The sequence below is a fragment of the Streptomyces sp. NPDC107454 genome (assembly GCF_055582885.1).
Window position 1 is genome coordinate 98,804 of sequence record NZ_JBVJPA010000002.1, and the last position, 25,757, is coordinate 124,560.

The 25,757-nt window shown below is 71.5% G+C and carries 25 protein-coding genes and 1 pseudogene; 14 read left to right on the plus strand and 12 right to left on the minus strand.

Going from position 1 to position 25,757, the window contains the following annotated elements:
- Window positions 1-77: 77 nt before the first annotated feature.
- Together ACZ69M_RS04585 and ACZ69M_RS04590 are read right to left on the minus strand one after the other, a co-directional pair.
- Window positions 78-1,133 carry a polyprenyl synthetase family protein gene (locus ACZ69M_RS04585; RefSeq protein ID WP_470046557.1) on the minus strand — a complete coding sequence of 352 codons (1,056 nt, stop codon included), beginning with the start codon at window positions 1,131-1,133 and terminating at the stop codon, window positions 78-80.
- A complete protein-coding gene (locus ACZ69M_RS04590; RefSeq protein ID WP_470046559.1) occupies window positions 1,130-2,188 on the minus strand; it encodes a tetratricopeptide repeat protein in 1,059 nt (352 codons plus the stop codon). The genes ACZ69M_RS04585 and ACZ69M_RS04590 overlap by 4 nt, the downstream gene beginning before the upstream one ends.
- 304 nt (window positions 2,189-2,492) lie before the next feature.
- Here ACZ69M_RS04590 and ACZ69M_RS04595 point away from each other — a divergent pair, with 304 nt between their 5' ends.
- Complete coding sequence (locus ACZ69M_RS04595) at window positions 2,493-3,377, plus strand: aminoglycoside phosphotransferase family protein (protein ID WP_470046561.1); 885 nt, start codon at window positions 2,493-2,495, stop codon at window positions 3,375-3,377.
- Between the two features lie 44 nt (window positions 3,378-3,421).
- On the plus strand, window positions 3,422-4,048 hold the full coding sequence (locus tag ACZ69M_RS04600) for an alpha-ketoglutarate-dependent dioxygenase AlkB (RefSeq protein ID WP_470046563.1): 627 nt from the start codon (window positions 3,422-3,424) through the stop codon (window positions 4,046-4,048).
- Between the two features lie 38 nt (window positions 4,049-4,086).
- Here the strand turns inward: ACZ69M_RS04600 and ACZ69M_RS04605 are convergent, their stop codons facing one another.
- The 3 genes from ACZ69M_RS04605 to ACZ69M_RS04615 form a co-directional block, all read right to left on the minus strand.
- Window positions 4,087-4,686, minus strand: a complete 600-nt coding sequence (locus ACZ69M_RS04605) for a TetR/AcrR family transcriptional regulator (protein ID WP_470047517.1) — start codon at window positions 4,684-4,686, stop codon at window positions 4,087-4,089.
- A complete protein-coding gene (locus ACZ69M_RS04610; protein WP_470046565.1) occupies window positions 4,683-6,128 on the minus strand; it encodes an MFS transporter in 1,446 nt (481 codons plus the stop codon). The genes ACZ69M_RS04605 and ACZ69M_RS04610 overlap by 4 nt, the downstream gene beginning before the upstream one ends.
- Window positions 6,129-6,227: 99 nt before the next feature.
- Entirely contained in the window at window positions 6,228-7,430 is a 1,203-nt protein-coding gene (locus ACZ69M_RS04615; protein WP_470046567.1) for an FAD-dependent monooxygenase, read from the minus strand.
- A gap of 339 nt (window positions 7,431-7,769) precedes the next feature.
- Here ACZ69M_RS04615 and melC1 point away from each other — a divergent pair, with 339 nt between their 5' ends.
- On the plus strand, window positions 7,770-8,159 hold the full coding sequence (gene melC1, locus ACZ69M_RS04620; RefSeq protein ID WP_470046569.1) for an apotyrosinase chaperone MelC1: 390 nt from the start codon (window positions 7,770-7,772) through the stop codon (window positions 8,157-8,159).
- 34 nt (window positions 8,160-8,193) lie between these two features.
- Window positions 8,194-9,018 (plus strand): tyrosinase MelC2, encoded by an 825-nt coding sequence (melC2, locus tag ACZ69M_RS04625; RefSeq protein WP_470046571.1) that lies wholly within the window; start codon window positions 8,194-8,196, stop codon window positions 9,016-9,018.
- A gap of 349 nt (window positions 9,019-9,367) precedes the next feature.
- Here melC2 and ACZ69M_RS04630 read toward each other — a convergent pair.
- The 4 genes and pseudogenes from ACZ69M_RS04630 to ACZ69M_RS04645 all read right to left on the minus strand — a co-directional run.
- Window positions 9,368-9,490: pseudogene (locus tag ACZ69M_RS04630) on the minus strand (hypothetical protein); the annotation flags it as partial.
- Between the two features lie 117 nt (window positions 9,491-9,607).
- Window positions 9,608-10,327 (minus strand): ribonuclease H family protein, encoded by a 720-nt coding sequence (locus tag ACZ69M_RS04635; RefSeq protein WP_470046573.1) that lies wholly within the window; start codon window positions 10,325-10,327, stop codon window positions 9,608-9,610.
- Window positions 10,308-11,363, minus strand: a complete 1,056-nt coding sequence (locus ACZ69M_RS04640; RefSeq protein WP_470046575.1) for an ArsR/SmtB family transcription factor — start codon at window positions 11,361-11,363, stop codon at window positions 10,308-10,310. Before ACZ69M_RS04640 ends, ACZ69M_RS04635 begins: the two co-directional genes overlap by 20 nt.
- Before the next feature lie 177 nt (window positions 11,364-11,540).
- On the minus strand, window positions 11,541-12,338 hold the full coding sequence (locus ACZ69M_RS04645) for a VOC family protein (protein ID WP_470046577.1): 798 nt from the start codon (window positions 12,336-12,338) through the stop codon (window positions 11,541-11,543).
- A gap of 145 nt (window positions 12,339-12,483) precedes the next feature.
- Here ACZ69M_RS04645 and ACZ69M_RS04650 point away from each other — a divergent pair, with 145 nt between their 5' ends.
- The 3 genes from ACZ69M_RS04650 to ACZ69M_RS04660 all read left to right on the plus strand — a co-directional run bounded on the left by ACZ69M_RS04650 (window position 12,484) and on the right by ACZ69M_RS04660 (window position 15,810).
- Entirely contained in the window at window positions 12,484-13,500 is a 1,017-nt protein-coding gene (locus tag ACZ69M_RS04650; protein ID WP_470047518.1) for a zinc-binding alcohol dehydrogenase family protein, read from the plus strand.
- A 64-nt stretch (window positions 13,501-13,564) separates the two neighbouring features.
- Window positions 13,565-14,791, plus strand: coding sequence for a PP2C family protein-serine/threonine phosphatase (locus ACZ69M_RS04655; protein ID WP_470046579.1), 1,227 nt, complete (start codon window positions 13,565-13,567; stop codon window positions 14,789-14,791).
- 95 nt (window positions 14,792-14,886) lie between these two features.
- Window positions 14,887-15,810, plus strand: coding sequence for an SGNH/GDSL hydrolase family protein (locus ACZ69M_RS04660; protein WP_470046581.1), 924 nt, complete (start codon window positions 14,887-14,889; stop codon window positions 15,808-15,810).
- Here the strand turns inward: ACZ69M_RS04660 and ACZ69M_RS04665 are convergent.
- Window positions 15,779-16,036: a hypothetical protein gene (locus tag ACZ69M_RS04665; RefSeq protein ID WP_470046583.1), complete on the minus strand. Its 258-nt coding sequence runs from the start codon at window positions 16,034-16,036 to the stop codon at window positions 15,779-15,781. The two genes, ACZ69M_RS04660 and ACZ69M_RS04665, sit on opposite strands and share 32 nt — an antisense overlap.
- Before the next feature lie 104 nt (window positions 16,037-16,140).
- Between ACZ69M_RS04665 and ACZ69M_RS04670 the strand changes: the two genes are divergently transcribed.
- Together ACZ69M_RS04670 and ACZ69M_RS04675 are read left to right on the plus strand one after the other, a co-directional pair.
- Window positions 16,141-16,686, plus strand: a complete 546-nt coding sequence (locus ACZ69M_RS04670) for a carbonic anhydrase (RefSeq protein ID WP_470046585.1) — start codon at window positions 16,141-16,143, stop codon at window positions 16,684-16,686.
- Between the two features lie 340 nt (window positions 16,687-17,026).
- Window positions 17,027-17,188, plus strand: coding sequence for a hypothetical protein (locus tag ACZ69M_RS04675; protein WP_470046587.1), 162 nt, complete (start codon window positions 17,027-17,029; stop codon window positions 17,186-17,188).
- A 554-nt stretch (window positions 17,189-17,742) separates the two neighbouring features.
- On the opposite strand, the gene ACZ69M_RS04680 is transcribed toward ACZ69M_RS04675, so the two are convergent.
- Complete coding sequence (locus ACZ69M_RS04680; RefSeq protein ID WP_470046589.1) at window positions 17,743-18,324, minus strand: DUF5134 domain-containing protein; 582 nt, start codon at window positions 18,322-18,324, stop codon at window positions 17,743-17,745.
- A gap of 43 nt (window positions 18,325-18,367) precedes the next feature.
- The gene (locus ACZ69M_RS04685) at window positions 18,368-18,817 is read right to left on the minus strand and encodes a cupin domain-containing protein (RefSeq protein ID WP_470046591.1); all 450 of its coding nucleotides are present in this window, start codon (window positions 18,815-18,817) and stop codon (window positions 18,368-18,370) included.
- A gap of 236 nt (window positions 18,818-19,053) precedes the next feature.
- On the opposite strand from ACZ69M_RS04685, the gene ACZ69M_RS04690 reads away from it, so the two are divergent.
- The 5 genes from ACZ69M_RS04690 to ACZ69M_RS04710 all read left to right on the plus strand — a co-directional run bounded on the left by ACZ69M_RS04690 (window position 19,054) and on the right by ACZ69M_RS04710 (window position 25,614).
- Window positions 19,054-19,794, plus strand: coding sequence for an SDR family oxidoreductase (locus tag ACZ69M_RS04690; protein ID WP_470046593.1), 741 nt, complete (start codon window positions 19,054-19,056; stop codon window positions 19,792-19,794).
- Window positions 19,795-19,908: 114 nt separating this feature from the next.
- Window positions 19,909-22,593 (plus strand): pyruvate dehydrogenase (acetyl-transferring), homodimeric type, encoded by a 2,685-nt coding sequence (aceE, locus tag ACZ69M_RS04695; protein ID WP_470046595.1) that lies wholly within the window; start codon window positions 19,909-19,911, stop codon window positions 22,591-22,593.
- Window positions 22,594-22,682: 89 nt separating this feature from the next.
- The gene (locus tag ACZ69M_RS04700; protein ID WP_470046596.1) at window positions 22,683-23,879 is read left to right on the plus strand and encodes a 2-oxo acid dehydrogenase subunit E2; all 1,197 of its coding nucleotides are present in this window, start codon (window positions 22,683-22,685) and stop codon (window positions 23,877-23,879) included.
- A 151-nt stretch (window positions 23,880-24,030) separates the two neighbouring features.
- Window positions 24,031-24,810, plus strand: a complete 780-nt coding sequence (locus ACZ69M_RS04705; RefSeq protein ID WP_470046598.1) for a methyltransferase — start codon at window positions 24,031-24,033, stop codon at window positions 24,808-24,810.
- A 306-nt stretch (window positions 24,811-25,116) separates the two neighbouring features.
- Window positions 25,117-25,614 carry an Ohr family peroxiredoxin gene (locus tag ACZ69M_RS04710; protein WP_352050244.1) on the plus strand — a complete coding sequence of 166 codons (498 nt, stop codon included), beginning with the start codon at window positions 25,117-25,119 and terminating at the stop codon, window positions 25,612-25,614.
- Window positions 25,615-25,757 lie beyond the last annotated feature (143 nt).

Below are 25,757 nucleotides of genomic sequence, written 5' to 3' on the forward strand. Positions count from 1 at the left end.
TCCACCAACCCGCACATGTGATCGAGGTCGCAGCGCCTCCGGCCCACAGCGGGGGGGGAGCCGGAGGAGCGCAGGTGTCAGATCGTGCGGTGGGCGAGGGAGGAGAGGAGCGTCCGCAGGTCCGCGGCGGGACGCGGGGCCAGGGAGGCTCCCGCCAGCAGGGTGTCCGCCGCGGTGAGGTGCCGGCGTGCCGCGCCCAGGGCCGCCGTGCGACCACCGGCCCGCTCGACCAGGGTCGCCGCGCGGCGTACGGCGCCGTCGGAGAGGACGGCGGTGGAGGCGAGGAGTTCGGCGAGCGGGGAGCGGCCCGGCGCGGCCAGGGCGGCGAGAACGGGCAGGGTCTTCTTCCCGTGCCGCAGATCACCGTGCACCGGCTTCCCGGTGACGGCCGGATCGCCCCAGATGCCGAGCAGGTCGTCGGCGATCTGGAAGGCCACCCCGAGATGCCGTCCGGCGCGGTCCAGGGCGGCGGCGGTCTCCCGCGGCGCGCCCGCGAGACCGGCCCCGAGTGCCAGCGCGCAGCCGAGCAGGGCACCGGTCTTGTGCTCGGCCATCGCCTCGTACTCCCCCGCACTCACCGCGTCGGGGCCCGTCCAGGGGCGGCGGGCGAACAGCAGGTCGTCGGCCTGACCGCGGACCAGGTCGCGCGAGGCCCTCGTCAACCGCCGCACGGCCGCCGCGGCGTGGTCGGTCGCGGGCGCCGCGGTGAGGGTCTCGACGGCCAGGGCGAAGAGCGCGTCGCCCGTGAGGACGGCGGGGCCGGTGCCGTAGGCCTTCCACACGGCGGGACGGCCGCGGCGCAGCGCGTCGCCGTCCATGATGTCGTCGTGCAGGAGCGAGAAGGTGTGCAGCAGTTCCACCGCCACCGCGCCCGGCACGCCCCCCTCGGCGGAACCTCCGGCCGCCTCGGCCCCGAGTACGGCGAGTGCCTGTCGTACGCCCTTGCCCTGGCGGTGGGTCGCGGGGGCGCCGCCGGGCTCGCAGCGGCCCAGCGCGTAGCCGGCCATCTCCGCCACCCAGGGGTGCAGCCCGTCGACCGCCTCCGCGAGGGCCGGGGCGACCAGTTCGCGGCAGCGCGCCAGGATCTCCGGGGCGGCGGGCGGCGCCGTCAGGACCGTACGGGGAGAGGTCATCGGGCTGCCTCCGTGTCCGCGCCCTCCGCCGGGGTGAGGCCGAGTTCCGTCCGCGCCCGCTCGACCATCTCCCGGGCGTGTCGCAGCCCGATGCCCTCCAACACGTGGGCCAGTTCGGTGAGTTCGGCGGCGGTCTCGGCGTGGTCGCGGCCGAGCCTGGCCAGGGACTTGACCAGCCCGAGCCGGGACAGCGCCCGGCCGCGCGGCTCGCTCATCGCCTCGAACTCCGCCAGTGCCTGCGCGTAGAGGTTCCGGGCCCGCTCATAACGCCCCGCCCGGTAGAGGACGTTGCCGCGCATCTTGTGGTTGTAGGCGAGAGCCCCGGACAGGTTCATCGCCCGGCAGGACACCTCCGCCTCGCTCAGCAGTGCCAGCGCGCGGTCCGGGTCCCGGTCGCGTACGGAGACGATGTCCGCGAGGCCGCGCAAAGCCCAGGCGTGGCCGCGCCGGTCCTCGGCGCGCGCGGCGATCTCGGCCGCTTCCTCGAACATGGCGTACGCGGTGTCGTAGGCGCCGGTGTTGCGGTGTATCTGTGCGATGCCCTCCAGGGCCCATACGGTGTGGCGGGCCTCGCCGCGCTTGCGGGCCTCGGCCAGCAGTTGTTCGTGCAGGGCGGTCACGGCGGCGTAGTCGCCCTGGATGCGGCCGGTCTCCGCCAGGCCTGCCAGGGAGTAGCCGCGTACGACGACGTCCCCGGACTGCTCGCCGAGTTCGGCGGCCAGTCGCAGTAGCCGCCGGGCCAGCGGGAACGCCCCGCGCTGGCGGGCCAGGGTGCCGCCGCTCCACAGTGCCCACGCCATCGCGCCGGTGTCCCGGGCCGCGCGGGCGGTGCGGTAGCTCGCCTTCCATGCCCGGTCGGCGTCGGCCACCTGCCCGAGCCTGCGGTGCGCCTCGGCGACCGCCAGGCCCGACCGGGCCGCCTCGCCACGGGCGCCCTCGCGCTCGGCGGCGCGCAGTTGCTCGGTACCCGCCGCCAGGACATCGGTCAGCGAGGAGTTCACGGACAGGGTGGTCAAAGCGCCCTGGTACTCGGGGGCGAAGGCCTTGCCGTACATGGATCCCTTTCGATCGGCTGACTTGCACGGATCGGCGGCACCCGGCGACTTGACTGTGCATCTACGTATACACACTCTGTATACACACCTTGTATACATGGAGCGTATAGTGTGCTGGATTTCCACTCGGGAATCCCTGCCGTATCGCGGCTGCCAGGCCGCCCATCCGTTGCCGATCAAGACGGCGATGGCGTGCACCAGGTTGCCTGTCGCGAAAAAGAAGCGCGAACCTCCGTCGCCCCAGGCATAGTTGGGCCCCGTGTCAGACAGAGAACCAGAAGCGCAAACGATTGCCGAGAGCCCGATGCGTCCCGGCGAGTTCCCGATCGACGCCGCGCTCGTGCGACGACTGCTGGCCGCGCAGTTCCCGCGGTGGGCCGAGCTGCCCCTGAAGCGCTTCCCGTCGGCGGGTACCGTCAACGCCCTGTACCGGCTGGGCGACGACCTGGCCGTACGCCTCCCCCGGATCGAAGGGGGCGCCGGGGACGTGGCCAAAGAAGCGCACTGGGTGCCGCGGCTCGCCCCGCTGCTCCCCGCCACCGTCCCCGAGATCCTCGCCACCGGCACACCCGGCGAGGGCTACCCGTGGCCCTGGATGGTGCAGCGCTGGCTCGACGGCGAACCCCCGCACGCCGGCCGTCTCAGCGACCCGCTGCCCCTGGCCGCCGACCTCGGCGCCTTCGTGGCCGCGCTGCGCCGGGTCCGGCTGCCCGACGGGCCGACCGCCTACCGGGGCGCCCCCCTGTCCACCGCCGACGCCATGACGCGCGCCGCGCTCGACGAGCTGCGCGGCACGATCGACACCTCGGCCGCCACCGCCGCCTGGGAGGCGGCGCTCGCCGAGCCCGCGTGGACCGGTCCGCCCCTCTGGGTCCACTCCGATCTGATGCCCGGCAACATGCTCATCCGCGGGGGCCGGCTCGACGCCGTGCTGGACTTCGGCACCGTCGGCGTCGGCGACCCGGCCTGCGACCTCATCCCGGCCTGGAACCTGCTGCCCGCCGAGGCGCGGGGCACCTTCCGGCAGGCGGCGGGCGCCGACGACGCCACCTGGGCACGCGGACGCGGCTGGGCCCTGTCCATGGCGCTCATCCAGCTCCCGTACCACCGCGTCACCAATCCGGTGATCGCCGCCAACGCCGAGCACGTCATCCACGCGGTCCTCACGGAGGCCGACGACAGGCCCTGAGACATCAATGGAACGCATATTCGAATACGGAGTAGGGTGGAGGCATGTCCACGCACCTCCAGGGCTCGCTGTTCGACCAGACCGACGAGCTCCACCTCAGTCAGCTGAACGCGATGCGCCGGACGGTCCTGGGCGACGGGGCCTGGATCGACCTGTTGCCCGGATGGCTCAGCGGCGCCGACGCCCTGTTCGCACGGCTCGTCGACGAGGTGCCGTGGCGGGCGGAGCGGCGGCAGATGTACGAGCACGTGGTGGACGTACCGAGGCTGCTCGCGTACTACCGGGCGGGCGACGCGCTGCCGCACCCGGTCCTCGACGAGGCGCGCCAGGCACTGTCCACGCACTACGCCCGTGAGCTGGGCGAACCGTTCACCACCGCGGGCCTGTGCTACTACCGGGACGGCCGCGACAGCGTGGCCTGGCACGGGGACCGGATCGGGCGGGGCGCACGGGAGGACACCATGGTCGCGATCCTCTCCGTGGGCGCTCCGCGCGACCTGTTGCTGCGCCCGCGCCACGGCGGGGAGACCCTGCGGCGCCCGCTCGGACACGGCGACCTGATCGTGATGGGCGGCTCCTGCCAGCGCACCTGGGAGCACGCCATTCCCAAGACGGCGCGGGCGGCGGGGCCGCGGATCAGCGTCCAGTTCCGTCCGAACGGCGTGAACTGAGACGGGGCGGGTGTTGCGGTCCGGCAGCGCCCTTCGCCTCACGGCGTCAGGAGTGCCTGGACCGTGGGGCCGTACCGGTCGACGATGTCCTCGATCGCGGTGGCGCGCAGCCGGGCGCCGCGTGCGATGCCGTACATCGCGCCGAGCCCGAGCAGTGTGCCGACGGCGAGTTCGGCGCGCAGGCCCGCGTCGGGACCGCTCAGCCGCAGGGCGAGGCGGTCACTGACCTGGGTGCGGAAGTTGGCGCGCATGATGTCGCCCTGGTCGCCCTGACGCGGGGCGAAGATGATCCGCAGGACCGGGTCGGCGCCGCGCTCGGTCTGGCCGACGAGCACCTGGCGGACCATGTGGGCGCCGAGTTGGTCCAGGGGTGCGTCCAGGAGGGCGGCGGCATCCGTCTCGAAGGACATCACGCGCCCGAAGAGCGCGTCCTTGTTCCCGAAGTACTTGAGGATCAGCGGAGCGCTCACCCCCGCGCGGTCGGCGATCGCCTTGAGCGTGATGTCCGCGTGGGCGTGCCGGGCCATCAGATGGCGGGCCGCGCGGAGGATGGCCGCCTTCGTGGCCTCGGCGTCGCGGCGCGGTGGGTCGATCGGGGCCGCGCTGAGTCCGGGGGGCGGAGTGGACACGGTGCTCAGGCTCCTTCGAATGCCTCGTCCCGAGGTACGTCCGAACTGCTGGAGGCCCGTCGGGGGTCGGGAAGTGCGGGGTCGGCGGGTATGACGAGGGCGGCGGCACAGGCCACCAGTGCGACCGTACCCGCCATGGCGAAGGCCAGCAGATAACCGTGCAGCGTGGGGATCGGGGCACCGCCGACGAGGCTGGTGTGGTGGACCAGGATCGCGGCGACGGCGGCGCTGCTCACGGCCTGGCCGACGGTGCGCATCAGCACGTTGACGCCGTTCGCGGACGCGGTCTGCCCGGCGGGCACGGCGCGCAGGATGAGGGTGGGCAGCGCCGAGTAGGAGAACGCCGTTCCCATCGAGCAGATCGCGGAGCCCAGCAGGATCACCAGCAGGCTGTGGCTGTTGATGATGCGTATGCCGTAGCCGGCGGCGATGACCAGGGTGCCCAGGGCCAGCGTCACCCGGGCGCCGCGGGCCGCCGAGATACGCGCCGAGACCGGCGAGAGCAGCAGCATGATCACCCCGCCGGGCAGCAGGACCAGGCCCGTCGCCACGATGGACAGCTCGAGGCCGTAGCCGGTCGCCTTGGGCGCCTGCACCAGCTGCGCCGTCACCAGGGAGTTGGCGTAGAAGGCGAAGCCGGTCAGGAGCGCCGCGATATGAGGCAGGGCGACGCGGGGACTGGTCGCCAGTTTCAGGTCGACCAGGGGGCGTGCGGCGCGCAGTTGCTGCGCCCACCACAGGCCGAGGACGCAGACGCTCCCGACGAACAGGCCGAGGATCCGGGGGCTGGTCCAGCCCCACTGGCCGCCCTGTGACACCCCCAGCAGCAGACAGGACAGCCCCAGGGCCAGACCCAGCGCGCCGGTCATGTCGAAGCGGCCCGGCTCCCGGACGGGCGACTCGCGCACCGCCCACCAGGCCAGCCCGGTCCCGAGGGCGCCGACCGCGGTCGTCCCCCAGAACATGACGTGCCAGCTGGCGTACTGAACCACCATCGCGGCGATCGGCAGGCCGAGGGCGGCGCCGATCCCGACGGTGGAGCTCATCAGCGCCACCGCGGAACCCGTGCGCTCGGGCGGCAGTTCGTCCCGCAGGAGACTGATCGACAGCGGTACGACGGCGGCCGCGGCCCCTTGCAGGGCTCGGGCCGCGATGAGTATGCGGATGTCGGACGTGAGGGCGCACATGAGCGAGCCGACCGTCATCATCCCGAGGGAGATCAGCAGCACCTTCTTCTTGCCGTACATGTCGCCGGCGCGGCCCAGCACGGGGTTGAGCACCGCTCCGGTCAGCAGTGTCGCCGTCACCATCCAGGACACGGCACCCGCCGACGCACCCGTCAGCCTCGGCAGGTCGGGCAGCAGCGGCACCACCACCACCTGCATGACGGCCATGAGGCTCCCGCCGAGCGCGAGGACCGGGACCGTCAGTCGGTCACGCAGTGCCACCATGAACACTCCAGAAGTCGGCGCGAAGAAGAAGGGTGAATAGCAATTCACCATAGCTGGTGAATTGCTATTCACCCAAGGGGCGCCCTACTTCAGGGGGTGCTACCGGCGCGAGCGGGCCTGCACCGTGCGCGCCACGCGCGGACCCAGCCAGCGCTTGAACCGGCGCAGCGCCTCCAGTTGCCCGGCCGCGCGGTCGATCCGGTAGTACAACTGCGGCGGGATGTACGGGAGCAGTGGAGAGTGCCGCTGGCCGAGCAGGGCGAACATCTGGGCCGGGGGGAGACGGATGTAACGCGGCAGGTTCTCGTACCACTGGGCACTGTGCCGGGCGGCGCTCTGCACCGACAACAGCGCCGCCCTGCGCTCCTGTTCGTAGTGGGCGAGGGCGGCGGACAGTTCCCGGTGCTCGCCCAGGGCTCCGGCCAGGGAGATGGCGTCTTCCAGGGCGAGGGTGGTGCCCGCGCCGATCGAGTAGTGCGTGGTGTGCGCGGCGTCGCCGAGCAGGACGAGGTTGCCGCGGCTCCAGGTGCGGTTGGTCAGGGTGCGGAAGTTCAGCCACTGCGCGCTGCCGTCGGCCTGCGCCCGCCCGATCAGTCCGTGTCCGCCCAGGAGGTCGCCGAAGAGCTTCTCCAGCAGCGCCAGGCCGTCGGCCTCGCTCGCCCGGTCCAGCCCGAGACCGGTCCAGGTCTCCGGGGCGCACTCGACGACGCAGGTGCTCTGTCGGGCGCTGAATCCGTAGGCGTAGCACCAGATCCAGCCGTGGTCCGTCTCCACGAAGGCGAAGGTGAAGGAGTCGAGGACCTTGGTGGTGCCGAGCCAGATGTACAGGTTGCGACCCAGGGTGATGTCACTGCCGAAGTGGTCGGCGTGACGGGCGCGCAGCGCGCTGTTGACTCCGTCGCCGGCGACGACGAGATCGGCCTCGGGCAGCCGGTCCGCGGTGACCTCGTGCTCGAACTCGACGCGTACGCCCAGGGATCGGGCCCGCTGCGCGAGGAGGTCGAGCAGGGACCGACGGCCGATGCCGAACCCCTCGTCACCGTGGTGGACCGTCGTCCGGTCGCCGACGTGGGCGACTCCGTCACTCCAGCACACCGAGTGGTCGCGGACGGCGCGCGCGGACTCGGGGTCGCCCTCGTGGAGTTTGTCGAGCAGGCCCGCCCAGTACGTCACTCCCCAGCCGTAGGTCGATCCGGCCGGGTTCCGTTCGTAGACGGCGATGTCGTGGGACGGGTCCTGGCGCTTCATCAGGATCGAGAAGTACAGGCTCGCGGGTCCGCCACCGACGCACGCGATCTTCACGCGCACTCCAATTCGTCGCACAAAGCGGTCAATTGATCACGTAGAGTAGCAGGCAGGTGCGACCCCCGCGGTTCGCGCCAGCTTGCGGGCGTGAGCCGCGCCACCCGCCACCGGCCGACCCGGAAAGATCATCGGCGGAGCGTCCGCCGACCGGAGGAATTCCGCCTTCCGGTCGATCGCGGTCACCTGCGCAGCAAGATCATCTTCGTTCAACCTTGCACGACATTTACTTAATTGTCCTGATCGCGGCCAACCGACATCCGGCGATTTCTGCCGCTCTCCGACGAACCGATAGGCATATCGGGTCATCGACCGAGCTTGATCGCAGGAGGTCTCCGCATGCCGGAACTCACCCGTCGCCGTGCCCTCGGGGCCGCGGCCGCCCTCGCCGCCGCGGCCGGCACCCAGACCGTCGCCGTGGCCAGGGCCGCGGACACCGGACACCACGGCGGGCCCGAGGCCTTCGACGAGGTCTATCGGGGTCGTCGCATCACGGGCCGCGCCGCCACCGGCGGCGGTCACCATCACGAACACGGCGCCGGGTACGCCGTGTTCATCGACGGGGTCGAGCTGCACGTGATGCAGAACGCCGACGGCAGCTGGATCAGCGTTGTCAGCCACTACGACCCGGTACCCACCCCGCGCGCCGCCGCCCGCGCCGCGGTCGTGGAACTCCAGGGGGCACCGCTCGTCCCCCTCGGCATGCCCATGCCCATGCCCCAGCAGTGACCCAGCCCCGTCAGCACACCGTGGAGTCCCGCACATGACCGTACGCAAGAACCAGGCGAACCTGACCGCCGACGAGAAGCGGCGTTTCACCGACGCGCTCCTCCAGCTGAAGCGCAGCGGCCGGTACGACGCCTTCGTCACCACGCACAACGCGTTCATCCTCGGCGACACGGACAGCGGCGAACGCACGGGCCACCGTTCGCCCTCCTTCCTGCCCTGGCACCGCAGATTCCTGCTGGAGTTCGAGCGGGCACTGCAGTCCGTGGACGCCTCCGTCGCCCTCCCGTACTGGGACTGGAGCACCGACCGTTCGCCCCGTTCCACCCTGTGGGCCCCCGACTTCCTCGGCGGCACCGGGCGCAGCCTGGACGGCCGGGTGATGGACGGCCCCTTCGCGGCCTCCGCGGGCAACTGGCCGATCAGCGTGCGCGTCGACGGCCGTACGTATCTGCGGCGTTCGCTCGGCAGCGGTGCCCGTGAGCTGCCGACCCGCGCGGAGGTGGACTCCGTGCTCGGCATGGCGACGTACGACATGGCGCCCTGGAACAGTTCCTCGGACGGTTTCCGCAATCACCTCGAAGGGTGGCGCGGCGTCAACCTCCACAACCGGGTGCACGTATGGGTCGGCGGCCAGATGGCCACCGGTGTCTCCCCCAACGACCCCGTCTTCTGGCTGCACCACGCCTACATAGACAAGCTCTGGGCCGACTGGCAGCGCCGCCACCCCGCCTCCGGCTATCTGCCGCTCGCCGGCACCCCCGACGTCGTGGACCTCGACGAGACCATGAAGCCGTGGAACGACGTGAAACCGGCGGACCTGCTGGATCACACCGCGTTCTACACCTTCGACACCGTCTGACCGCGCGTTCACAAGTCCGGTCCCGCTCGCTCCTCCCCACCGGGAGGGGCGACCGGGACCCCACGCCGCTCGTCCAGACGTCCTGCGGCGGCCACCGGGCGCCCACCTGGTACAAGGCCTCCCGCAGGGCTTCCAGGGCGGGCCGGCGTTCCGCCGCCCGCCGCCGCACTCCTGCCGGAATTGAAGTGTTCTCCCTCGTGAACGAGGGAGATTCCTGCCTGCCTTGCGGTGGCGGGCTTGACGCCACGGGAACGCCTGACGACTGCCCTCCCGGCAGCCGGGAGGGGTTTCTGCACGCGAACGCGGCCTGGTTCTCCCGGCTGCCCGGCGTGGTGAGACCACCAGCCGAGCAGCGCAGAGAGGTGCCGTGGGCTGGGACCTCGCGCAGGGTGCCGCCCCGGCGGGCGGTCTTGTACATCAGCATCGTCACGGTGCGGCCCCACGCCCCCGGCCGGTGCCGAAGATCCCACATCCTCCCCGACGCGCCCCGTCTTCGCACCAGGGTCCGCGGTGTCCGCCACGCACTTCGGGGGCTGTCCGCCGGGCGTGCGGCGGACAGCCCCCGAAGGAGACCGAGGCAGGACGAGTACTAGGCGTTGCTGGGCTCGGACGTACGGCAGTCGGGGTGCCCCCAACCCTGGCCGTTCTTGGCGATGGGCTCACCCGCCGCGTAGGAGCGGCCGCAGACGCAGCGGCCCGGGAACTTGGCCTTGATCGTGCGGGGCGACGTGCCCTGCCGGGGTGTCCTGGCGGAAGCGGTGGCCGTGGTGCGGCGGCGGCCGGCGCCGGAGGGGGCCGGGGTGTCGGGGGACGGCGGGGGTTCCGGGGAGCCGAGGTCGCTGCCGGCGGGCTGCTGGGCGAGGGCGGCCTGGCTCGCGGCGCGGTCGGCGAAGTCGTTCAGCCGGTCACCGTCGACCTGGTGGGCGGGGACGTAACGGAACTCCACGGTGCGGCCGTCGAGGAGTTCGTCGATGCGCGCGACCAGTTCCTGGTTGGCGACCGGCTTTCCGGAGGCCGTCTTCCAGCCCTTGCGCTTCCAGCCGGGCAGCCAGGTCGTGACGGCCTTCATCGCGTACTGGGAGTCCATCCGGATCTCCAGCGGGACGTCCGGCGCGATCGCCGTCAACAGGCGCTCCAGCGCGGTGAGTTCGGCGACGTTGTTCGTCGCCGTGCCCAGCGCACCCGCCTCCCAGCGGGTGGGCGTCTCCGCGCCGTCGGCCACGACCCACGCCCATCCGGCCGGTCCCGGGTTTCCCTTCGAAGCCCCGTCACAGGCGGCCACCACACGTTCAAGCATGTCCCCGATCATGCCACGGTCCGGCGGCGGCTCCCCGCACGGGCCGGAGCACGCTCTCCCGCATCCGGGGGCTGGTACCGAGCAGCCGCATACCCAGCAGCGTCGCCGTGTGCAGGACGTACTTGCCGTCACGATGGCTGGCGACCAGTCCCCCGTCGCGCAGCACGCTGATCTGGTAGCTGGCGCTGGGCAGCGCGATCCCCACGGCCTCGGCCACCTCGGAGGTGGTGCGGGCACTCTGTCCGGCGACCTCGGTCAGTACGGCGGCCCTGGTGCGGCCGAGCAGGCGCTCGACCCCGCCGTCCGTACCGTCCGCGACGGCGAGCGGAGTCTTCGCCACCGGGTACACGAGCACGGGATCCAGACCGGGGTCCGCCAGCGCGGTCGGTCTGCGCCAGCAGAAGTAGGAGGGCACCAGGAGAAGTCCACGGCCCTCCAGATACAGGTCGCGCTGGACCGGATAGTCCACTTCCAGCACGGGGGCATTCCAGCGCGCGACCGGGCGCAGGCTCTCCAGCAGTGCCTGGGTGCCGCCGTCGAGGAGGGCTCGGGCGCGCACCCCGACATCGTTGCCAACCGCCGTACGGATGTGCAGCCAGTGCGGTTCCAGGAGACCGCGGAAGTAGATCCCCAGGGAGTTCGCCAGCACCTTGAGCGCGTCGCTGCCCGGTCTGCCCAGCGAGGCGGCCCAGTTCGGGACCGGACGCGACTCGGCCAGCCGCGACAGTTCGCGGACCAGTTGCACACGCGGTGTACGCAGCAATTGGTCGAGTCCGGCGGAAAGACCGCCGCCGGTGACCGGTGGGGTGAGGAAGTCCGGAATATAGCCGGTGGCGGGGATCAGGGCGCGCACGGGGCGCAGCGCGCGGCCCAGGTTCGAGTCGCCGGAGAATCGTTGCCGTGCCGAGCGACGCCAATGTCCGAATTCCAGCGGTCCCTGGCCGGTTTCCAGACGGCAGACACTGCACATCAGTTCCCACAGGGGATCAGGCTGCCGGGCCACTCGAATGTTCTGAAGGTCGTCCGAAGTGAAGTGAATGCGGAGCATGAGGTCTCTTTCGCTCGCAATCCTTGTGGGGGGTTCGGCCGTTCGAACGTGCCGCAACCACAAGGGGGGACGAGTAACCGCATGCGCATGGTTGCCCGGGAGGCAAAAGGCCCGGTCCGCCCCGGAGGAATTCCGCCATTCTCCGGGGGCCGGTCGGTGGGGGGATCCGTGGTCCGTTCAGGACACGTCGGTCGCCTTGGGCATCGCGCCCTCGGTCGTCTTGACGTCGATCACGGAGAACGCCGCGCCCTGCGGGTCGCTCAGTGCGGCGAAGCGGCCGAACGGGCTGCTCATGGGCCCGAAGCGGAGGATCGCGCCCTTTTCGGTGGCCTTCGCGACCGCGGCGTCGCAGTCCCCGACGGTGAAGTACACGTTGAAGTACGGGGGAACCTCGGGCGGGAAGTCGTCCGTCATCCGCATCCGGCCTAGGACCGGATCCTGGCCGAGGTCGTACAGCCTGAAGTCGACGGCGTCGTCGTCCAGCTGCTTCATGCGGTATCCGAAGACGGCCGAGAAGAAGGTGTCCGACTTCTCGGGCTCACGGGTGAAGACCTCGGCCCAGCAGTACGCGCCGGGAACGCCCCGGGCCTCGAAGCCCTCGTGCCGGCCGGGCTGCCAGACTCCGAAGACGACTCCGCTCGGGTCCCGGGCGATCGCCATCGTGCCGAAGTCGCCGACCTGCATCGGCTCCATCAGCACCTCGCCGCCGTCGGCCCGGATCTTCTGGGCGGTGGCGGCGGCGTCGGGCGACGCGAGGTACAGACACCAGGCGGACTGGCCCTCCTGGCCGGGCATGGGCGGGACGACGGCGGCCACCGCCTTGCCGTTCGCGTAGGCCTGGGTGTAGTTGCCGTACTCCGACGACGACTCGCCGAACGTCCAGCCGAGCACCTCACCGTAGAAACTCTTCGCTCCCTCGACATCGCTGAACATCGCGTCCGCCCAGCAGGGCGTTCCCTCGGGCTGTACGGCCATGGCGTTCCACTCTTCCCGGTTCGTTATGGTTCATTCCTGTTTCACGCTAGCCAGCCTCCCTCCGGGCCGCGCGCCGAGCGGGACGCCCTGGACGACACTGGAGACAGGCCTCGGGTGGTCGTCGACGGGACGGGGACACGGGATGATGCACGCGTGGGAAGTGGCCCGGCCCGGGCCGATCGAGGGGGAAGCGCTGCGTCTCGTCGAGCGGCCGATCCCGGTGCCGGGGGCCGACGAGCTTCTCGTCCATGTGCGCGCGTGCGGGGTGTGCCGCACCGACCTGCACGTCAGCGAGGGAGACCTGCCGGTGCGCCGGCCCCGGGTCACGCCCGGCCACGAGGTCGTCGGCGTGGTCGCGGCGACGGGCGAGGACGTGCTCGACCACGCGGTCGGCGACCGGGTGGGCGTCGCCTGGCTGCGCCGTACGGACGGCACGTGCGGGTACTGCGTGCGCGGGTCCGAGAACCTGTGCCCGGCCTCCGCCTACACAGGCTGGGACGCCGACGGCGGCTACGCGGAGTACACGACCGTCCCGGCGGCCTTCGCCTACCGGCTGCCCGGCGAGGTGGACGACGTCGCGCTGGCGCCGCTGCTGTGCGCGGGCATCATCGGCTATCGCGCGCTGCTGCGAGCCGCGCTGCCGGACGCCGGACGGCTCGGCCTGTACGGGTTCGGCGGCAGCGCCCATCTGTGCGCGCAGCTGGCCCTCGCACAGGGCGCCACCGTGCACGTACTGACGCGTGACCCGGCCGCGCGGCGGCTCGCGCTGGAACTCGGCGCCGCGTCCGCCCGGGGCGCGTACGACGAGCCGCCCGAGCCGCTGGACAGCGCGATCCTGTTCGCTCCGGTCGGCGACCTGGTCCCGGTCGCGTTGCGGGCACTCGACCGGGGCGGGATCCTGTCGGTCGCCGGGATCCATCTGAGCGACACCCCGCCGCTGCACTACGAGAGCGACCTGTTCTACGAGAAGGAGCTGCGCAGCGTCACCTCCAACACCCGCCGGGACGGGCGGGACTTCCTGGCGCTGGCGGCCCGCCACGGCGTACGTGCCACGACGCACGCCTACCCGCTGTCCGAGGCGCAGAGGGCCCTGCGGGACCTCAAGGCCGGCCGTTTCGACGGGGCGGCCGTGCTGGTGAACGAATTCCCGGCGCGCACCTGAGCATGCGCGCCCGCGACGCGCGTGCATGGATGGAACCAGACGTGTGTGCGACGGTGGAGGTGGCATGACGGGCCGAGGCGGTGACGACGCTACGGGGGCAGGGGCGTCGTTCGTCGCGATGGAGGACGCCGTCGAGGCGATCGGCACCACCCTGGACGAGCGGACCACCTGCAAGGAGCTCGCGGAGTTCGTGTGCCGGGAGGTCTGCGACGCCGCCGCGGTGGATCTGCTGCCCACGGACGTCCCGGCCGCCCAGCACGCGCACGAGCCGAACCTGACCCGGGTCGCCACGGCCGGCCGGACCGAGTTGCTCACCCCGTGGACCCCGCAGGGCGCCCGCCCGCTGTCCGTCCAGGCGCTCGACGAGGGGCTTCCGATCACGGCGTCGCTCGACCTGTCCGGCACGGTCCCCCGTGAGGTCATGACGGTGCCGCTGCTGGCACACGGCCACCTTTTCGGAGTGCTGCTGGCCGTCCGGCAGGGGCGGGCCTTCAGCGACCGGGGAACCGCCGTCACGCACTACGCGGCCCGGCTCGCGGCCGTCCACCTCGGCCACTCACGGCAGCACGACGCCGTACGGGACACCGTGCTCTCCCTGCAGCGGGCGCTGCTGTCCGAACCGGGCCGCCCGCATCCCAACCTCGACCTCGCCACCCGCTATCTGCCGTCCGGCAGCAGCGTCCTGGTGGGCGGGGACTGGTTCGAGACCATACGGCTGCACTTCGGGCGCACCCTGCTGGTGGTGGGCGACGTCATGGGCCACGGGCTGGACGCCGCGGTGGACATGAACGCGTACCGCTCGATGCTGCGCTACGTCGCCTCGACGGATCTGCCGCCGCACCGGGTGCTGCGCCGCCTGGACGCGGCCGTCTCCGAGGACAGCGCCCGGCGTCCGGCGACCTGTCTGCTCGTCCAGGTCGACCCGGCCCGGGGCACCGCCACGCTGGCCAGCGCCGGGCATCTGCCGCCGGTCGTGTTCGCCGGGGACGGCACCGGGGAACTCCTGCAGCTGGAGGTCGGCCCGCCGCTGGGCACCGGCGTGGGGGGCTACGAGGCGGTCATGCGCACGCTCGCTCCCGACGACACCCTGATGATGTTCACCGACGGTCTGGTGGAGCGGCGCGGCGAGGACATCGACGCCTCGCTCGCCCGGCTGGCCGGGCTGCGGCTGCCTCCAGGGACCGGTGTCGACGCGGCCCTCGACAGGGTCCTCGCAGGGCTCGACGCCCGGCACGCGGAGGACGACGTGGCGCTGCTGGCAGCCCGCATCCGTCACCGTCCCCCTGCCTGAGGCCCGACGCCGTCCTGACCGACGTACGTCTTCCCCCTTCTGGGCCGCTGTGCTTGCCTGGGACCCCTTTCGGCGGGCGGGGCGGGAGTTGCTTCATGCGGAGGCCGTGGATCGTGGGGGTGCTGTTGGCCGGGCTGCTGCTCGCCGCGTGCGGGGATCCCGCGTCGGGGCCGGAGCAGTCGCCGCCGGATCCCGCGTTGCCCACGGCCGCTCCGTCACCGACCACGACCACCGCCCAGCGCCCCGCCGCCTCACCCACGGCAGCTGATGTGACGGCGAAGGCGCCCACCGTTCTCCACCTCGGGGACTCGCTCGCCATGGAGAGCCAGAAGGTGCTCGGGCAGTCGCTCCGGGAGCAGGTGAACGCCCGTTACACGAGTGCCCCCTACTCCGGCACCACCCTCTGTGACTACCTGGAAGGGACTGGGGAACGATCCCTCGTACCGCCCGCGGCGAAGGCCGCCGCGCTGGTGCGCTCGCTCCGGCCGGACTTCGTGGTGCTCCAGTTCTGGGGCAACTCCTGGGGCTACACGCCCTGCATGGACGGCATCACGTACGACAAGGAACCGGCGACGTACTTCAAGCGGTACACGGCGGACATGCAGCGGCTGACCGAGCAGATCGCGGACGCGGGCGGCGCCCGACGGCCCCGGATGGTCTGGGTGTCGCAGGGTCCGGACCCGATCACCCCCGAGCGGATCCGGACCGTGAACGCGCTGTACGCGGCACGGGCCGCGGCCTCCCACGACCTGGTCGCCGACGCCGGGAGGACGGTGAGCCCGGCGACGGCCCGCTACACGTGGGCGCAGTACCTGCCGTGCACCGCGTACGAGCACGACCATCCGTCGTACTGCACCGAGCCGGGCCGCGACCGTACCGCCCTCCACCGCGACGACGACCATCTGCACTTCTGCCTGGCGCCGACCACATCCACCCCGAAGCCCTGCCCGGTCCGCTCCCCCGGCATCGCACGGATCACGCGCGAGATCACCCGGGTGATAGCGGACCGCGTCGGCTGACGGTCCGCAGGCTGCCCTGCCAGGGTCTTGTGGCGGGGTCGGCCGGGGTGTGGCGCAGGTGTTCCTCGGCCCGGACCGCCAGGGCGGCGAGCGGGATGAGGAAGGCGTTGCCGTGCAGGGTGACGGCGCACTGGGAGCGCAGCGGTGGTCCGTGGTGGACGGTTCGGATGAGGGGTCCGGCGACGGCCAGTTCGTGGCGGCGGTCGGTGAGGATTCGGTCGCTCATACCGGGCACGCGCTCGTGCACCTCCCGCACCGAACCGAGTAGGTTTGACATAGAGAGAAGGAACGTTACATCTATCTCGGCTCTCTTGAGAGGAGCGGTTCTCCGTGTCTTCCAACTTCGCCGCCTATCTGCAGCGCAATGAGACGTTCGCGGCCACCGACGCCAAGCTCCGGGTCCCCGAGATTCCCTTCATCCCGTTCCAGCAGCTCTACTTGCTCACCTGCGTGGATCCGCGCGTGGAACCGGCGGCGATCGTCGGCGTGCGGCTCGGCGAGGCGATCGTGGCCCGCAACATCGGCGGCCGCGTCACCGAACCGTTCGTGCTCGACCTCGCCTGGATCTGCCACCTGCACGAGAACAAGACCCCGGACGCCGACTGGTTCGAGGTCGCGATCATTCACCACACCGACTGCGGCTCCGCCCTGTTCGCGGACGCCGACCTGCGCCGGGGCTACGCCGCGCGCGGCGGCTACGACGAGGACACCGCCGCGGCCATGGCGGTGCTCGACCCGGCCGCGACCGTGCGCAGCGACGTCGAGAAGCTCCGCACGGCCCCCGCGCTCGCAGGCAGCATCGGGAACTTCAAGGTCGGCGGCTACGCCTACGACCTGAAGACGGGGCTGCTCTCCACGGTCGTCGAGCCGGGCTAGGTCCTGTCGTCAAAGCCTTCCACCACCTGCCGGCCCATGCCCTGGCCGCCGGAAGTCGGCGTACGGGTCGCGGAGTTCGTCGGCGACCTGGGTCTGACCGCCGTGCAACGGGGCCGGATCGACGGAGGTGACCCGCCCCGTCGAGGCGCCCAACGCCCTCGTGCTGCACAACTTCATCGAGCGGTCGTTCTGATCCGCGGCTGCCGCAGCGGCGCACGAATCTTCCTTCCAGAGCATCGCCACAAGGGGCATGGAAACGTGACGTCAGTTGTGCTCATCGGGGCAACGCAGGGCACCGGCCGCAAGCCGGCAGCGGAGTACGCGCGCCGGGGCGGCGCACATGATGCTGACCGGACTGATCGACAGCCATGTCGGCCGGTCCATGCTGATCCCCAACAACGCGGAGCGGGGCACCGCCCTGCGCGTCGTTCCGGTCCCCGGCCAGGCCGGTGACGCCGTCGCGGACGTGGCCCCTACCGGTCCCTCGCCCCCAGCCCCGTGACGCACGTGTCCGGCACCGAGGTGGCCCCGGCTCAGCCTCGTGCCGCCCTTCTACGTCACCAGGGCGATGGCCGCCCTGCGCCGCGACGAACCGGTCGCCGCGACCGAAATCGAGGCCCAACTCGTCGCAGCCGCACCTGCGTTCGCGCAAGGCACCGTGGGCGGGCTCGGGGTGCGCGAGTACGGACATCTGGCCAGTCGTGCGGCGGGGACTCCCCTTCGCGTGGTGCGCACCGCCACACGCGACACGGCCCGGGCACACTGTGTGGGCGCGGCGCGGCAAGGTGTTCGCAACGCCTCCGGCAATCATCCGGGCGTGCACCGGTCGTGGCTGGAGGCGCCGGCGTTGGGGTACCGCGTCGCCGTCCGCCCTTCGCGACGCGAGCCGTTCACACCGCACCGGCTGGTCGGGGCGCTGCGTCAGGCGGATGGCGCCCGGAGTGCCCCACGACAGCTTTCTGTCCGACTGCCTGATGCGCAGCAAGGCCGTCATCGGCGCAGGGTGACGTGGCGAAGGGGGGCCGCACCCTGACGTGGCGCCGGCGGTCGTGCCGGTCAGTGCGGCATGACCAGCATGACCGCCGCACCCAGGGCCATCGACCCGTCCCAGAAGTGACGGTACGGGGACCGAAGTACCGCCGAGGTCCCTGGCCCTGCACGCAGCACGGGCATGTCCCGGGTCAGCGACCACAGCGCGCAGACGAGCAGGCACAGGGCCAGCAGGACCGTCACCCGTGATCCGGCGGGTGGCGCGTGGTGCAGGGCATGCGGGGCGTGCGCGGTGTGCGCGGTGTGCGCGGTGTGCGCGGCGCGCAGCATCCAGACCATCGCGGTCATGCCCAGCGCGGAGGGCAGTCGCCGCACCGTCGCCGCCGAGCGGGACTCACCGGCCCTGCGCACGGGGGTGAGCAGGAACCAGAAGGCCGCGGCGGTGAAGAGCACGGCCTGTCCCGTTCGCGACGGCACCGGCCCCCACAGCATCGCCGCCATGGCCACAGCCATGACGGCGTGCAAAGAATGGTCGACGCGGCCGTGCCACGCCCCGCCGGACGGTGCGCACGCATGCCGCACGGCGTAGCCTGCCGCGCCCACGAACAGCGCGGTCAGCAGGGCGTGCACGGTGTCGGCAGCGTTCATCGCCCGGCGCGCCCTCCCGCGCTGTGGCCACCCATCGAGCGCCTCACTCGGTGGGCCGCGGGGCGCGCAGACGGGCGCGCTGCTCCAGCTCCTGCTTGGAGACGAGTTCGAGCATGGGCTTGCCCGGCGCGCACATGATGGTCACGACGAAGCGGGTCCGCGCGTCGCTGAGCGCGTTGCCGTCCTGGTAGTGGATGGCGTCGCCGCCCGGCTCCCAGAACGTGCCGCCGGCCTCCACCACCCGCTCGGGCTCACCCTCCATCTCGAAGCGGACCGCGCCCTCCACGACGTAGCCGAAGGCGGGACCCGAGTGGCGGTGCGGCGGGGTTCCCGGATCTCCCGGTTCCCACTCGACCTGGATGGTCATGGCCGAGGCACCTTCGGGGAACGTCAGAGGGGAGGCGTCCTGCAGGAGCTTCGCCGCCTTCATCCAGCTCTCCGTCGCCCCTTCGCCGCCGGCTCCGTGCATGTGCTCTGCGTGATTCTCCGACACCGTTGTGCACCTTTCGTGAGTCACCAGGTGGCCGGGCGGGTGGAACTCCGCACCCTTTCGATCCTGTTGACCGGGAAGTGAGCGGATCTGTGACACGGGGACGGCACTCCGCGGCCGTGTTCGCGGAAAGTGTCACAACAGCGACGCAACGACTGTCGTAGGTGTGATGGGTGGCCGATGTCGCCGTCACGCACGCATCCGCGGGGTCGCCGACCCCCTGACGGGAAGAGACCCAGATGAGAGTCGTTGTTGCAGGGGCCACCGGCGTGATCGGATCCAGGACCGTCGCCCGGCTCCGGGACCACGGTGTGGAGGTCGTGCCCGTGTCACGCCGCGAGGGTGTCGATGTCCTCACCGGGCAAGGGCTCGCCGAGGCCCTGCACGGCACCGACGTGGTCGTGGACGTCACCGACGCACCCTCCCGTACGGAGGCGACGAGCGTCGCGTTCTTCGACACGTCCACCGGCAACCTGCTGGACGCCGCCGCCACGGCCGGCGTCGAGCACTATGTCGCGCTGTCCCTCGTGGGCGTCGACCGGATCAAGCAGGGCTACTTCCGTGCCAAGGCGGTGCAGGAGGAGCGGGCCAGGCGCTCGCCGACCCCGCACTCCCTCGTGCGCGCCACACCGTTCTTCGAGTCGGTGGACGCCCTGTCCCGCTCGACCGCGCACACCGACGGGGTCCGCGTCGCGCCCGTACTGATCCGCCCCATGTCGACGGACGACGTCGCGGCCCGACTCGCCCATGTGGCCGTCGGGTTGCCGCAGTTCGGCGCCGTGGAGATCGCCGGGCCCGAGGAATACCGCCTCGACGAACTCGCCGCCGAACTGCAGACCGCCCACGGCGACGCGCGCGGCGTGGTCACCGACACACGCGCTCCGTTCTTCGGCGCCGTGGTCGGCGAGCGGTCGCTGCTGCCCGGCGCGACGGCTCACCCGGGTCACGAGACGCTCACGCAGTGGCTCGCGCGGCACTGACCGCCGCCGCGGCCAAAACCCGCGCCCTCACCGCCGCTGTCCGGCGCGGGAGCACGGCTCCCGCGCCGGCACCGGCTCCTCCTCACTCCATGTGCCACGACAGGAAAGACCGACATGACTGACCCGGCCCGGCCCGCTGAGCCCTCGACCAGCGAACTCGACCAACTGCCCGACCGCGACGCCGAAGAGACCGCCGAATGGCAGGCCTCCCTGGAGGCCGTCGTGCGCACCGCGGGTCCGGACAGGGCGGCGTACCTCCTGCGGCGCGTGCACGCCTACGCGACGAAGGCCGGGGTCCCCGTGCCGGCCCTGCTGAGCTCCGACTACATCAACACCATCCCCTCGTCGGCCCAGCCCGACTACCCCGGCGACCTCGCCATGGAAGCCCGGATCACCGCCCTCAACCGGTGGAACGCGGCCGCGATGGTGACCCGCGGCTCCCGCCTGGGCCTGGGCGGCCACATCGCCACGTACGCCTCGGCGGCCTGGCTCTACGAGGTCGGCTTCCACCACTTCTTCCGCGGCAAGGAACGGGACGGATCCGGCGACCAGCTGTACGTGCAGGGACACGCCTCGCCGGGCATCTACGCCCGGGTGTTCCTCGAAGGACGCCTCCACGAGCGGGAGTTGGACGGTTTCCGCCGCGAGGCCGCCGGCCACGGGCTGCCGTCGTACCCGCACCCGAGGCGGCTGCCGTGGCTGTGGGAGTTCCCCACCGTGTCCATGGGACTCGGCCCGCTCGCCGCCGTCTACCAGGCCCGCTTCAACCGCTATCTGCACGACCGGGGCATCAAGGACACGTCCGGCTCCCGGGTGTGGGCCTTCCTCGGCGACGGGGAGATGGACGAGCCCGAGTCGACGGCGGCGCTCGCGCTCGCCGCCCGGGAGGGCCTGGACAACGTCACCTTCGTCGTCAACTGCAATCTGCAGCGCCTGGACGGGCCCGTACGGTCCGGCTCCAAGATCGTCCAGGAGCTGGAGGGACGCTTCCGCGGTGCGGGCTGGAACGTGGTCAAGTCCTTGTGGGGCGAGGCCTGGGACACCGTCCTGCGCCACGACACCGACGGCTCACTCGTCCGCCGCCTCGGCGAGGTGCCCGACGCGCAGATGCAGACGTACGCCACCCGCGACGCCGCCTACATACGCACGCACTTCTTCACCGGTGACCCGCTCTCCGGCATCGCGGCGGGGCTGAGCGACGCCCAACTCCTCGATCTCTTCGGGGAATCACGCGGCGGTCACGAGCCGCTCAAGGTGTATGCCGCATACCGCGCCGCGGCCGAACACCGCGGACAGCCCACCGTCGTTCTCGCGCAGACCGTCAAGGGCCACACTCTGGGGCGGGGCTTCGCGTCGCGCAACGCCAACCACCAGATGAAGAAGCTCACCATGGACCAGTTCCGCGACATGCGCGACGCACTGGATCTGCCCATCCCGGACAGCGCGCTCAGCGGCGACCTGGTCCCGTACTGGCATCCGGGCGAGAACTCTCCCGAGGTGCAGTATCTGCGCGACCGGCGCACCGCTCTGGGCGGCCCCGCCCCCGCGCGCATCGTCGTTCCCAAGCCGCTGAAGCAGCCTCCCGCGCGACCCTTCGTAGCCCTGTACAAGGGGTTCGGCCAGCAGGAGGTGGCCACCACCATGGCACTGGTCCGGCTGGTCAAGGACCTGATGCGGGACGAGGAGACGGGGCCGCGCTGGGTACCGATCATCCCCGACGAGGCCCGGACGTTCGGCATGGAGTCGCTCTTCCCGACGGCCGGGATCTACGCCCCGCAGGGGCAGAACTACGAGCCGGTGGACGCCGACCAGCTGCTGCACTACCGCGAAGCCAGAAACGGGCAGTTGATCGACGAAGGCATCACCGAGGCCGGTTCCATGGCCGAGTTCACCGCCGCGGCGACCTCGTACGCCACCCACGGCGAACCGATGATCCCCTTCTACATCTTCTACGCGATGTTCGGATTCCAGCGCACCGGCGACCAGTTCTGGGCGCTCGCCGACCAGATGGGGCGCGGATTCGTGATCGGTGCGACGGCCGGCCGTACGACGATGACCGGCGAAGGTCTGCAGCACGCCGACGGCCACTCCCACCTGCTGGCCTCCACCAACCCGGCGGCGGTGAGCTACGACCCGGCCTTCGCCTATGAGATCGCCGTGATCGTCAAGGACGGTCTGCGACGGATGTACGGGGAGCGACCCGAGGATGTCTTCTACTACTTGACGGTCTACAACGAGCCCAAGCGCCAGCCGGCCATACCGTCGGGCGCCGCTGTGGAAGAGGGCATCGTGCGGGGCCTGTATCGCTTCCGGGAAGCGGACGCGGACGCAGCCGGGCCCCGGATCCAGTTGCTGGCCTCGGGCACGGCGATCCACTGGGCGCTCGAGGCACAGCAACTCCTCGGCTCGCATTGGGGTGTTCGCGCCGACGTGTGGTCGGTGACCTCCTGGACGGAGCTGCGCCGGGACGCGCTGGACGCCGACCGGGCCCGGCTGCGCGGCGAGGAGCGCGTCCCCTACGTCACCCGGGCGCTCGACGGGGCCGCGGGTCCGGTCCTCGCGGTGAGCGACTGGATGCGTCAGGTACCCGACCAGATCAGCCAATGGGTCGCGCAGGACTACTCGTCGCTGGGGACCGACGGATTCGGTCTGTCGGACACCCGGGACGCGGTGCGCCGCTACTTCCGGGTCGACGCCGAGTCCATCGTCGTCGCGGCGCTGGACCGGCTGGCCCTGGCCGACGAGATCGACCCCGGCATGGTCGCCAAGGCCCGCGATCGCTACGGCTGGAAGGGATGACGGGCCCGACCGGGCCTGCGGTCACCGACGCCGGACGAGGACCTGGGGTGCGACGGCGCCCCGCGACGACACAAGGAGCACGCACCATCATGGCCGTTTCCGTCCCCCTGCCCGCACTGGGCGAGAGTGTCACCGAAGGCACTGTCACGCGCTGGCTCAAGAACGTCGGAGACACCGTCGAGGCCGACGAACCCCTTCTGGAGATCGCCACCGACAAGGTCGACACCGAGATCCCCTCCCCCGCCGCGGGCATCCTGATCAGCATCACCGTGGCCGAGGACGAGACGGTGGAGGTCGGTGCCGAGCTCGCCGTCATCGGCCAGGCGGAAGAGGCTCGGCCGCTGCCGGATGGCGACCTCACGCCGCCGGGGCCCGAGGAGACCATGGCGCCCGTCCCCGACGCGACACCGCCCGAGCCCGCGCCCGACGTGGCACCGCCGGTGCCCGTCCCGTCCGTGGCACCGCCCGTGCCCCCGGCGCCACCACTGTTCGTGCGCGAGACCCCGGCGCCCGCGGCGGCCACCCCACCCGCACCGGCCACCCCCTCCTCGTCGCTGCGGGGCCAGACCGCCCCAATGACCCGCATCCGCAGGCTCATCGGCGACAACCTCAAGAAGGCGCTGCAGGAGCAGGCCCAGCTCACCACCTTCGTCGAGGCGGACGTCACCTCGCTCATGCGGCTGCGCTCGCGCGCCAGGGAGGACTTCGCGGCGCGCACCGGCGTCAAGTTGTCCCCCTTCCCGTTCTTCGTCAAGGCGGCCGCCCAGGCGCTCAAGACCCACCCTGTCGTCAACGCGCGACTGGACATGGACGCGGGGACCATCACCTATTTCGACACGGAGAACATCGGCGTCGCGGTCGACACCGGCAAGGGTCTGACGACTCCGGTCATCAAGGCCGCGGGCGACCTGAGCATCGCGGGGATCGCCCGCGCGACGACAGCACTCGCCGACAAGGCCCGCACCGGCCTGCTCACCCCGGGGGACGTCTCGGGCGCCACATTCACCATCTCCAACACCGGTTCCCGTGGCGCCCTGTTCGACACGGTGATCGTGCCCCCCGGCCAGGTCGCCACGCTGGGCGTCGGCAACGTGGTGAAGCGTCCTGCCATCGTGGAGGCCGACGGCGCGGCGGCGATCGGCATCCGCGACATGGTATTCCTGTCGCTTTCGTACGACCACCGCCTGGTGGACGGTGCCGACGCGGCCCGCTATCTCGGCACTGTCAAAACGATCCTCGAGTCCGACGCGCTCGGTGCGGACCTCATGCCGGTCACGTGGTCCTGACGTCGCAATCCGTTCTGCTTGGCAGCGGAATCCGCGCTGCTTCGAAGGCCCCGGTCGCCTCATGGCACCGGGGCCTTCGCGGCGCGTGCGTCGGCTCCACACCGAAACACACGGTTGTCACAAAAGCGAAGTGTCGCCGGTCTTGGTATGTATGCACACAGTCATCTCCCGGGCGCCGGATCCTGCGCCCGCGCTGAACGAGTACGCCGTCAGCGCCGAGTTCTACGACGTGCTCCAGGCCCAACAGGACGCGCTACGGGTCCACCACCTCTACGGCGACGCCGTGCGCGGTGCCCGCCTCGGCGTCCTGGATGTGGGCGCCGGAACCGGTCGTGTCACGTGGCTGAGTCTGCGCGAATCCAGGGTGGGCGTGCACGCCGTCGAACCCGCTCGGGCCATGCGGACCTCCCTGATGACATATCTGGCCTCGCTGCCCGCCGAGTCGAGGACACGCGTCACGGTTCATCCCCACCCGCTCGACCGGGCCGGGCTGTACGACGTCGCGGACGTGGCCGTCTGCCACAACACCGTGGCCTGTCTGACGCCTGCCGCGCGCCGCGCCCTGTGGCCGTCCCTCGCCCACGCCCTCGTCCCCGGCGGCACGCTCCTTCTCCAGCTCCCACCAACTCGCCTCCCCGGCGAGGACGTCGTGCGTCACTTCCCTGCGCAGCAGGTCGGCCGGCACGAGTACGCAGGACGCATGGTGATGTCGGCCGACGGTGCGCGGATCCGCGCACGGTTCGACTACTGGGTGCGCGCGGGACGGCGCGTACTGCGCGAGCACACGGAGACGTTCTGGATGTGGCCGGTCTCGCGCGCGGAAGTGATCGGCGAACTGCGCGCACACGGCTTCGTGCCGCTGCCCGACCCCACCGACACGTCCGTGCTCGCCCTCGGTCTCGACAGTTCGGGGCCCGGCTCGCCCGGATGACCGACCCCCTCCGGGCAGGACCGCCACTCGCCTACACCCTCGTGGCAGCCTGGATGTCACAAGAACGCGTACTCGTCGGTCAACCAGTCATCCGGAATCCGGATGTCCCTTGACCAAAGGACAGCGCAACGTGACACATGTCGTGAGCGACGCGCAGGCGCCCGCCCGGCAACGGGAGTTCCGCCTCGCCGTCCGAGAGAAGATCCCCCCACCCGCGTGCGGCGTCCCCACCGCGTTCCCGCCCTATCGGTACGTGTCACCAGGCATAGGCCCGTGCACGTGCCACGACAACGCCGGAGTCATCCTGTGACCGAGCAGTTCCCGTTGCCGAACCTGTCCACGGAGAAGGACTACGTGGGCACGGCCTTCTCCCCCATCTACACGACGACCGTGACCGTGAGCGGCGGCGTCGCCTCCCACGGGCGCGCCTCCGGCCGGGCGGTCTCGTCCGACGGTGCCCTCGATCTCGACCTGCGCATGCCCGCCGAACTCGGCGGGGACGGCCGGGCGACCAATCCCGAGCAGCTGTTCGCCGCCGGTTTCGCGGCCTGCTTCCACGGAGCTCTGAGCCTGGTGGCGCGCCAGGAAGAACTCGACCCCGCCGCCATCTCGGTGGACGCGACCGTCTCCTTCGGGCGGGATCCGGACGACGGCGGCTATCTGCTGCACATCGCTCTGGTGGTGAACTGGCCGGAGGTGGATCCGGAGATCGCGACCCCGCTGCTGGAACAGGCCGACTCGCTCTGTCCCTACGCGCGTATGGCGTGGCGCGGCACTCCGACCACCATCAGGCTGGCTTCCTAGAGCGGGCTGCCGACCACCGTTCGCCGACACCGGTGACCGCGCGGACCCGACCGCCGCGGCGGTGCGGGAGGGCGTCGGCGATGCCGCCGGCGCCCGCCCGGACCGGGCCCCCGGCCCTTGGTTCTGCCGTGGGTCCTCGACGA

Bases quoted from the DNA above. Each gene is read 5' to 3' on its own strand.
- ACZ69M_RS04585 (WP_470046557.1), bottom strand. From the start codon at position 1,133: ATGACCTCTCCCCGTACGGTCCTGACGGCGCCGCCCGCCGCCCCGGAG.
- ACZ69M_RS04590 (WP_470046559.1), bottom strand. From the start codon at position 2,188: ATGTACGGCAAGGCCTTCGCCCCCGAGTACCAGGGCGCTTTGACCACC.
- ACZ69M_RS04595 (WP_470046561.1), top strand. From the start codon at position 2,493: ATGCGTCCCGGCGAGTTCCCGATCGACGCCGCGCTCGTGCGACGACTG.
- ACZ69M_RS04600 (WP_470046563.1), top strand. From the start codon at position 3,422: ATGTCCACGCACCTCCAGGGCTCGCTGTTCGACCAGACCGACGAGCTC.
- ACZ69M_RS04610 (WP_470046565.1), bottom strand. From the start codon at position 6,128: ATGGTGGCACTGCGTGACCGACTGACGGTCCCGGTCCTCGCGCTCGGC.
- melC1 (WP_470046569.1), top strand. From the start codon at position 7,770: ATGCCGGAACTCACCCGTCGCCGTGCCCTCGGGGCCGCGGCCGCCCTC.
- melC2 (WP_470046571.1), top strand. From the start codon at position 8,194: ATGACCGTACGCAAGAACCAGGCGAACCTGACCGCCGACGAGAAGCGG.
- ACZ69M_RS04635 (WP_470046573.1), bottom strand. From the start codon at position 10,327: ATGATCGGGGACATGCTTGAACGTGTGGTGGCCGCCTGTGACGGGGCT.
- ACZ69M_RS04640 (WP_470046575.1), bottom strand. From the start codon at position 11,363: ATGCTCCGCATTCACTTCACTTCGGACGACCTTCAGAACATTCGAGTG.
- ACZ69M_RS04645 (WP_470046577.1), bottom strand. From the start codon at position 12,338: ATGGCCGTACAGCCCGAGGGAACGCCCTGCTGGGCGGACGCGATGTTC.
- ACZ69M_RS04650 (WP_470047518.1), top strand. From the start codon at position 12,484: ATGCACGCGTGGGAAGTGGCCCGGCCCGGGCCGATCGAGGGGGAAGCG.
- ACZ69M_RS04655 (WP_470046579.1), top strand. From the start codon at position 13,565: ATGACGGGCCGAGGCGGTGACGACGCTACGGGGGCAGGGGCGTCGTTC.
- ACZ69M_RS04660 (WP_470046581.1), top strand. From the start codon at position 14,887: ATGCGGAGGCCGTGGATCGTGGGGGTGCTGTTGGCCGGGCTGCTGCTC.
- ACZ69M_RS04665 (WP_470046583.1), bottom strand. From the start codon at position 16,036: ATGAGCGACCGAATCCTCACCGACCGCCGCCACGAACTGGCCGTCGCC.
- ACZ69M_RS04675 (WP_470046587.1), top strand. From the start codon at position 17,027: ATGATGCTGACCGGACTGATCGACAGCCATGTCGGCCGGTCCATGCTG.
- ACZ69M_RS04680 (WP_470046589.1), bottom strand. From the start codon at position 18,324: ATGAACGCTGCCGACACCGTGCACGCCCTGCTGACCGCGCTGTTCGTG.
- ACZ69M_RS04690 (WP_470046593.1), top strand. From the start codon at position 19,054: ATGAGAGTCGTTGTTGCAGGGGCCACCGGCGTGATCGGATCCAGGACC.
- aceE (WP_470046595.1), top strand. From the start codon at position 19,909: ATGACTGACCCGGCCCGGCCCGCTGAGCCCTCGACCAGCGAACTCGAC.
- ACZ69M_RS04700 (WP_470046596.1), top strand. From the start codon at position 22,683: ATGGCCGTTTCCGTCCCCCTGCCCGCACTGGGCGAGAGTGTCACCGAA.
- ACZ69M_RS04705 (WP_470046598.1), top strand. From the start codon at position 24,031: ATGCACACAGTCATCTCCCGGGCGCCGGATCCTGCGCCCGCGCTGAAC.